The organism is Caulobacter sp. SRI_014 (genome assembly GCF_057586315.1).
Genome location: NZ_JBYCZQ010000005.1, coordinates 273,917 through 281,740, shown reverse-complemented (window position 1 = coordinate 281,740; position 7,824 = coordinate 273,917). Strand labels below are relative to the sequence as shown.

6 protein-coding genes are annotated in these 7,824 nt (G+C 64.7%); 4 read left to right on the top strand and 2 right to left on the bottom strand.

From position 1 onward, the window contains the following. The coding region (locus AC2YG9_RS14080; RefSeq protein WP_487298597.1) for a hypothetical protein at positions 1-2,975 on the bottom strand (2,975 nt) is incomplete at its 3' end. Positions 2,976-3,361: 386 nt separating this feature from the next. Between AC2YG9_RS14080 and AC2YG9_RS14075 the strand changes: the two genes are divergently transcribed. Next, complete coding sequence (locus AC2YG9_RS14075) at positions 3,362-4,192, top strand: flagellin (RefSeq protein ID WP_487298606.1); 831 nt, start codon at positions 3,362-3,364, stop codon at positions 4,190-4,192. A 59-nt stretch (positions 4,193-4,251) separates the two neighbouring features. On the opposite strand, the gene AC2YG9_RS14070 is transcribed toward AC2YG9_RS14075, so the two are convergent. After that, the gene (locus tag AC2YG9_RS14070; protein ID WP_487298596.1) at positions 4,252-5,271 is read right to left on the bottom strand and encodes a hypothetical protein; all 1,020 of its coding nucleotides are present in this window, start codon (positions 5,269-5,271) and stop codon (positions 4,252-4,254) included. A 282-nt stretch (positions 5,272-5,553) separates the two neighbouring features. Between AC2YG9_RS14070 and AC2YG9_RS14065 the strand changes: the two genes are divergently transcribed. From AC2YG9_RS14065 to AC2YG9_RS14055, 3 genes are all read left to right on the top strand, one after another. Beyond that, entirely contained in the window at positions 5,554-6,384 is an 831-nt protein-coding gene (locus AC2YG9_RS14065) for a flagellin (RefSeq protein WP_487298595.1), read from the top strand. Between the two features lie 125 nt (positions 6,385-6,509). Continuing rightward, positions 6,510-6,794, top strand: a complete 285-nt coding sequence (locus tag AC2YG9_RS14060; RefSeq protein ID WP_487298594.1) for a flagellar protein FlaG — start codon at positions 6,510-6,512, stop codon at positions 6,792-6,794. A gap of 192 nt (positions 6,795-6,986) precedes the next feature. Further along, entirely contained in the window at positions 6,987-7,823 is an 837-nt protein-coding gene (locus AC2YG9_RS14055) for a flagellin (RefSeq protein ID WP_487298593.1), read from the top strand. The last annotated feature ends 1 nt before the right edge of the window (position 7,824 follow it).

The window sequence follows — 7,824 nt, the reverse complement described above, 5'->3', positions numbered from 1 at the left end:
ATGTAGCCGCCGATGTTCTGGGTCGAAGCGCTGAGGTCGACGATCAGATGGTCATTGCCGGACCCGCCTTCCCAGTAGTTGTTCTGGCCGGCCCAGTCGGTGAATGTCACTCGGTCATCGCCGCCGCCGGTGCCCAGGTAGGCGATGCCGTCTCCGACGATGTCATCGCCGCCGCCGCCGGTAAGCAGCTGCGAGATGCGCTCTACATTGCGCACATGCTGGCCACCCACGAAGGTGAACCCCGCCGCCGTGGCGGCCTGCGAGGCGATGAAGTTGATGGACCGTCCCTCGGTAGACAGGTCTATGCTGGCGGTGTCCGCGCCCTCGCCGCCGTCGAGCCAGAAGGTCGCTTCGTCCGCCAGCCAGCCGCCACCGACCGTGCCGTCCGGTCGCGAGAAGTTGTCGCTGTAGGTCCCGCCGGACTGAACGACGATGTCGTCATAGGTGGTTTGCAGGCTGCCGGTGCTCTCCGACTGGACAAGGGTCAGCAGCTCCACGGATCGGTCGAACGTCACTTGACCGAAAGAGAAGTCGAAGCTGTGCCCGGCATCCGACACCGTGCCGTCGAGCAGGCCGTTGGTTCCCAGCGACAGGGAAATGTCGATCGCGGCTCCGAACTGGAAGGTGGAGACCTGGCTGCCCAGCAGGACGCCATTGGCATAAAGGAGGATGCGGGAATCCGAGTAGTTCTGGTCGCCTCGCTGCAGGTGGACGGTCAGGCCTGACCCATTCAGTCCATCTCCGCCGATGACAATGGAGTTGTCATAGCGATTGATCAGCCCCGCATAGCCGTTCTTGTGGGTGATGGTGGCGCTGAACGACAAAGCCTGGCCGAGGTCGATCTCGCGGGAGATAACCGCCTGACCGACGGACGTCAGCCGGCCATTCTGAATGAAGAAGCTGCTGGGGGCCTGGATGGTCAGGGCGTCGTCGCCATCGCCGCCCAGCAGGAACTGGTTGCCGTTCTGACCGGTCAGGGCGTCGTTGCCGTCGCCGCCGTCGACGTAGTTGATCGCGCCGATTGCGCTGAAGTAGTCGGCGCCGGATCCGAACAGAACGGCGCGGGTCTCGAAGTCGTCGAGGTAGATTGAGCCTTCGCTGGCGGTCGAGAGGACCAGCGTGGCATGGGTGAAATCCGCCGACCAGCTGGTCGATCGGTCCGACAGGTCGACCAGAACAAAGTCTTCGCCGTCGCCGCCGTCCGCGTAGTCGCTGGTCCCGCTCGGCGCGCCATGCACGACGACCTGGTCATCGTCATCGCCGCCCAGCAGGATGTCGCCATCCCGGGTCGACCCGCCGTCGTCGTCAAACAGGGTGTCGTCACCGGCCCCGCCGGTCAGCAGGTCACCGGCCGTGCTGGGGGAGGGGTCACCCGGCTCGGTCAGGGTCCAGGTTCCGCCTGAGCCGCCCTTCAGAATGTCGTCGCCAGTGCCCCCGGTCAGCTCGTCCCAGCCACCCTTGCCGAGCAGCGAGTCGATGCCCGACCCACCATCAAAGATGTTGGTGCCCGAGGTGCCCTGGTAGTCGAAGTCGCCGTTGGCGGGGGAGTCGATGGCGGGAAGCGAGGGGGCGTCGCCGGGGTCGGGGGCGGTTGCTGAGGACCAGAAAGTGGTCAACGGGATAGCCGTGATCCGACCCCCGTGGCCCTCGGCGTAAAATTCGATCCATTCGACCCGGCCGCCGGTCGATGTGAAGTCGATGACGGTGACCCGGAAGACTTCCGTAGCGGCGGGATCCCTGCCGGAGACGATCAGATTTCCGCCGGAGATCGAAGCCGTGAAGGTGTAGATTTCTGCTCCGGCGGCATCCAGACAATGCATCACCAGGCTGTTGTTGAGGGTCTCCGTGGCGACGTCGTAGAGCAGCCCGGGAAGGTAGGCGCGAATGTAGTCGTCGCCATAGGCGTCGCCCCGGTCATCGATCGTGTCGGCCCCCTGGCCAAGGCCGACCGAGTAGTGGTCTCCGCCGCCGCCGCCGTGGAGTAGGTCTTCGCCTGCCCGCCCCTCCAGATCGTCGCTGCCGGCGCCGCCAACCAGAACGTCCGCGAATGCGCTTCCCTGCAGGCTATCGTTGCCCCATCCACCATCCAGCCGGACCGCGTGGGGCGAGAGGCCGCCACGCAGGAAATCGCGACCATAGTTGCCAAACACCACGGCGTACGGAGAGATTTCATCGGCGGTCAGGTCGTTGAGGCCGCCATCAAGAAACAGGATGCTGATGTCGTCCTCAAAGACCCCGGCAAACGCCAGGCTGGAGCTCAGCGCGCCGATCTGGTCGGCGTAGATTTGGGAGTCATGCTGGTCGAGTATTCGATCGACCTCGTTCAGATAGAGATTCCGGTAGTCGATGTGGACCGTTATGCCCGGGTGAGCCGCCGGGAACGTCTCGCCTCCAACCAGGTCGCGCAGGTGGGCGACATGGACGAAGCTGTCGTCATGGGGCGTCGGATAGTCCAGGGGGCGTAGCCCGGGGGACCCTATCCCGGCGCCGCCATCCCAGGCGGCATTCTGGCTGTTGAGCAACTCGGCCAAGGCGCCCCCGAGACTGTGCCCGGCCGAAAGCAGCTTCAGGTCATCGCCCAGTGCGTTCCTGTCCGAAACGTACTCTTTCACCGCGTTTATGAAGGGAAAGAAGGCCGTGAGGGTGCCGCCCAAGGCGCCGAGAGCGATGGACGGGTTGCTGATGCCCCAGTCGGTCGGGTCGTCCGAACCCCGAAAGACGAGCACGACTTGACCAGTCGTCTCGTTAATCGCTGCGAAGGCTCGACCGTCGACGCCGATGGTCGCTGCAAAGTATCCGTGGCTATCGAAGAACAGGGCGTCGCCGACCAGATTGAAGCCCAGTTCGGCCGGACTGAGCACACGCCAGCCCGGAGTCGAAAACGTAATGCCCGCCACATAGGTCGAAACGCTCGCACCGTGGTCGTAGGCCGCTACTGACAGCAGGGCCAGATCGTGGAGCGTCTTCCTATCCATACCCCTGCATCCCAAAAGCTGAGCGCAGGCTAGTTCAGAAATCACTGGTCGTCCAATGCTGGCAGCGGGCGAAAAGCTCTCGCTGATTGTGTGGCGCGTGCTCTCAGCCCCCGTCATTCGAGGCGCAATCGTTGATCGCGCTCACCAACAAGGTAACTGGCGCCTTCATCTTGCACCCCGAAATTTCGACCGGGCAGTTTCTGCCGAGGGACTCAAGCGGCCCCCCTTCCCGAACCCGGGGTGGGCGAATTTTCCTTAGAAAAACAACACCCTCAAATCGACCGTCGTTCGCCGATCGTGGCCTGCGTCTTGCGACGCCCCGCCCGGGCCAGAAGGCTCACCGGCGAAAATCGCCGGCTAACACCTCCAGAATGGAAGGATTACCGATGGCTTTGTCGGTGAATACGAACATGAGCGCGATGGTTGCGCTCCAGAACCTCAACGCGACCAACCAGGAGCTCGGTCAGACCCAATCCCGCATCAACACCGGCAAAAAGGTTGCGAACGCCAAGGACAACGGCGCCATCTGGGCCATCGCCCAGAGCCAGCGCGCGACGTCCCAGTCGCTCAATGCCGTCAAGGACTCGCTCAATCGCGGCACCTCCGCGATCGACGTGGCCATCGCCGGTGGCGAGTCTGTTTCGGACCTGCTCCTGCAGATGAAGGAGAAAGCCCTCGCGGCGTCGGACACCAGTCTCGACACCGCAAGCCGTTCCGCGATGAACGAGGACTTCAAGGCCCTGCGCGACCAGATCGCCAAGGCCGTCGCCAACGCCGACTTCAATGGGGTTAACCTCATCAAGACCGGCGCCGTGGCGATTGCGGCTCTCGCCAACGCGGATGGATCCTCCAAGCTGACCGTGGCCCCAGAAGTCATGGCGCTCGGCGGGTCGGTCGTCACTGTCGCCGCCACCGGCACCATTGGTACGGTGACCACGGCGGCCGCGATGATCACGACGGTGACCAACTCCATCGCCAACGTCAGCGCCTCGCTCGCGCGCCTGGGCACCAAAGCCAAGGCCTACGAGATGCACTCGACCTTCATCGGCAAGCTGCAAGACAGCCTCGATGCGGGTATCGGCAACCTGGTCGATGCGGATCTGGCCAAGGAAAGCGCCAAACTCCAGGCTCTGCAGACGAAGCAGCAGCTGGGGGTCCAGGCCCTCTCCATCGCCAACCAGACCCCGCAGACCATCCTGTCGCTGTTCCGCGGTTAAAGTCGCGACGCCGGACGGTCCCGCTTCCTGGGGCCGTCCGGCAGACCTTTTTCAGAATTTCAACGGTCGTGCGAGGCCGTCTCCTCAAACCGCTCACCGGTCCAGACCAGCACCGACTTCACGCAGATTTCCTTGTCGCACTGGCCTGGCGCGGCCAGCAGCACGACCCGGGCGGGCGCCGCAGACACATCCAGCCCCCAGTGCGCCTGAAGCACAGTCGCCTCCCAAGCCTCCTTGAACCCTCCGTCCGGCTGGCTCAGCAGGATGGTCAGGGGCAACCACGGACTGGCCGGCGTGTCGTTCAGATAGTTCGGCCAATCGCAGCGTGTCATCCACCAGCCCACCACCCAGTCGGACTTGCCGTCGCCATTCAGGTCCGGCGTTTCGACCGGCCTTTCGGCGCCGCCATCGTAGGCGGCGCCGGCATCGTACCGGCGGCATAGCCGGTCCCGCTTGCGGATCTCTCCCGCCACCGCCTCCCTCGATCCGGCCGGAAAGCGTGTGAGGGGATTGTCCGGCCAGCGGCCATCGAAATCCATCCGCCGAAGCAGCAGGGGTCCGCCCTCGAGGATCGTCTGCCCGGCCCTGGCAGGTGTCTCGATCAACGCTCCGAGCGCGTTGTCCCACACCCAGCGCCTTGGGCAGCCGTCGTTACGCATGCAGGGCGGGGCAAAACTGTCGATCCGGGCATCCAGGGTGAACCGGCCATCGATGTTGCGATAGCGCGGATGGGTCAACCGCCCCTCGAGCGCCAGCACATGGCTGCCGTCGGGCCGGGAGACATAGAGCTCCACCCAACCCTTGCCGATCGCTCCGGTCGAAGGCGCCTTGTCGAACTGAACCCGCCAGTCCGGTACGCCGTCATGACTGATGTCGATGGGCTCAAACACGACGTCCGGCGCGCGCTGCGGCCCAACCGGCTGGTCCTTGCTGTCACGGCCCCAACGCAGGGTGTTGTCATAATAGATGGAGGCGGCGGCCCGCACCGCCTCGGGGGGGCGGGGTCCGGCGGCCATTGCGGCGGGCGACGCGACCCAAAGGCCAAGGCCCAAAGCCAGCGCACTTGCGAGTAGCCGCATCGCCCCACCTCCCGTCGGACAGCCTGCCTTGGCTCGGCCCGCAAGAGAAGGGTGGAAGTCTTTGCCCGGCGCCCAGCCCGGCAGATTCTGCCTGCAGGGCGGCAACTGGGCAGAAATTGCCGGTTCCGGGCATGCCTAACAGACCTATAATGCAATATTTTCAATGCCTTAGGGCCCATGGTCATTCCTGCCCATCTGGCCCGTCCCTTGCAGCCATCGTCCCGAGCAAAAAGCTCCCGGCTGCCAAAATGGCGTCGGACACCTTGAATAGGGACTATCGTTATGGCGCTGAACAGCGTGAACACGAATACGGGCGCTATGGTCGCCCTGCAGAACCTCAACGCCACGAACCGTGAGCTGGACCAAGTCCAGAGCCGGATCAACACCGGCAAGAAGGTTTCCTCGGCCAAGGACAACGGCGCGGTCTACGCCATCGCCCAAAGCCAACGCTCCACCTCCAACGCCCTGAACGCCGTCAAGGACTCGCTGCAACGCGGGATCTCGGTCGTCGACGTGGCCATCGCCGGTGGCGAGTCGGTCAATGACCTGCTCACCCAGATGAAGGAAAAGGCCCTCGCGGCCGCTGACACTTCGCTGGATACCGCCAGCCGCACTGCTCTGAACGAAGACTTCAAGGCCCTGCGCGACCAAATCGGCAAGGCCGTTTCGAACGCCGACTTCAACGGCGCCAACATGATCAAGGCCAGCGGCACCACCATCGCCGCGCTCGCCAACGCCGACGGCTCTTCCAAGCTGACGGTGGCGGCCCAGTCCCTGGCGCTCGGCGGCGCCAACGTCACGGTGACGGCGACCACGTCGTTCTCCACCGCGACCACTGCCGCCTCGGCTCTGGCTCTGGTGACCGCTTCGATCACCAACACCGGCGCGGCCCTGGCCAAGCTCGGCACGGGTTCGAAGTCGCTGGAAACGCACCTCGGCTTCATCGGCAAGCTGCAGGACAGCCTGGACGCCGGCGTGGGTAACCTCGTCGACGCCGACCTGGCCAAGGAAAGCGCCCGACTGCAAGCGCTGCAAACCAAGCAACAGCTCGGTGTGCAGGCTCTGTCGATCGCCAACTCCTCGGCTTCGTCGCTGCTGGGTCTGTTCCGCTAACGGCACAGTGAACTGGGGCGGGCGCTGATGCGTCCGCCCCTCTTCATGCGCGTAACCCTTCGCCGACCGGCGAGAGGGCATTGGCAGGAGACGCCGGCGCGACAAGCCCCGGCGCTGTGGGAGACATGAGCAACAGCATAGCCAATATCCGGACTGTCCCTGAACCCATTGCGGCGATGATCGCCCAACCGGTTCAACCCGCCGTCGAGACCGTCGCCCCGACTCCGAAGAGTCAGAACGCCGATCTCCGTCTGGTGATCGAGGAAGACGCCGCCACCGGCGCCTTTGTCTACAAGACCCTCGACCGCCGCACCGGCGAAATCGTTCAACAGCTGCCCCGCGAAAGCGTCCTCAAGGCGATGAGCTCCGAGGACTACAATCCGGGCCTGGTGGTCGACACCCGGGACTGACCGACAACTTTCCTCCACCCGGCTTCTTGCTGGCCGGGCCGCCCTTTTCTCTCCGACGTCGCGCCGCGACGGCGGCGATCATGGTTTCTGCGCCGTTAACCATACGCCAACGGTTGGACCGCTAGCCTGAACGGGAACAGGCGGTCGAATCGGCGACCGTCAGCGCCGGAAGGCGCACCGGAGAGACGGTCCATGACCATCGGCGTGCACACCAATCAGGCCGCCCTGATTGCCCTGCAGAATCTCAACAAGACCAATGACGCCATGGAAGGCGTCCAGGGTCGGATCAGCACCGGCCTGAAGGTCCAGGGGGCCAAGGACAACGCCTCGGTCTGGGGCATCGCTCAGGCCCAGCGCGCCGACATCGGCGCCCTGTCGGCGGTCAAGATGAGCCTCGACCGGGCAACCTCGGTCTCCGACGTGGCGCTCACCGCCGGCGAGACGGTCTCGGACCTGCTTAACGTCCTGAAGGAAAAGGTCGTGGCGGCGATGGACCCGTCCATCGACACCGCCTCGCGCCAGGCGCTCGACAGCGACTTCAAGGCCACCCTGAAGCAGATCACCCAGGCCCTGACCAACGCCAACTTCGACGGCGCCAACCTGCTCAATGGCTCGCTGACCAACAACATCCGCTTCCTGGCGAATGCGGACGCCAACGCCTACATCACCCTGTCGGTGAAGAACCTGTCGCTGGGCGGCTCGATCCTGACGGTCGCGGCCGGCGCCTCGATCACGACGGCCACCCTGGCCACCGGCATCCTGACCCAGCTCAACGCCTCGATCGCCAACGTCAACCAGGCGCTCGGCGACATCGGCGCCCAGGCCAAGCAGATCGAAGCCCACAACACCTTCATCTCCAAACTGACCGACGTGCTCAACAGCGGCATCGGCAACCTGGTCGATGCGGATCTGGCCAAGGAATCGGCCCGCCTGCAGGCGCTGCAGGTCCAGCAGCAGCTGGGCGCCCAGGCCCTGTCGATCGCCAACCAGGCGCCGCAGATCGTGCTCAGCCTGTTCCAGGGCGGCTAAA

Bases quoted from the DNA above. Each gene is read 5' to 3' on its own strand.
- AC2YG9_RS14075 (WP_487298606.1), top strand. From the start codon at position 3,362: ATGGCTTTGTCGGTGAATACGAACATGAGCGCGATGGTTGCGCTCCAG.
- AC2YG9_RS14070 (WP_487298596.1), bottom strand. From the start codon at position 5,271: ATGCGGCTACTCGCAAGTGCGCTGGCTTTGGGCCTTGGCCTTTGGGTC.
- AC2YG9_RS14065 (WP_487298595.1), top strand. From the start codon at position 5,554: ATGGCGCTGAACAGCGTGAACACGAATACGGGCGCTATGGTCGCCCTG.
- AC2YG9_RS14060 (WP_487298594.1), top strand. From the start codon at position 6,510: ATGAGCAACAGCATAGCCAATATCCGGACTGTCCCTGAACCCATTGCG.
- AC2YG9_RS14055 (WP_487298593.1), top strand. From the start codon at position 6,987: ATGACCATCGGCGTGCACACCAATCAGGCCGCCCTGATTGCCCTGCAG.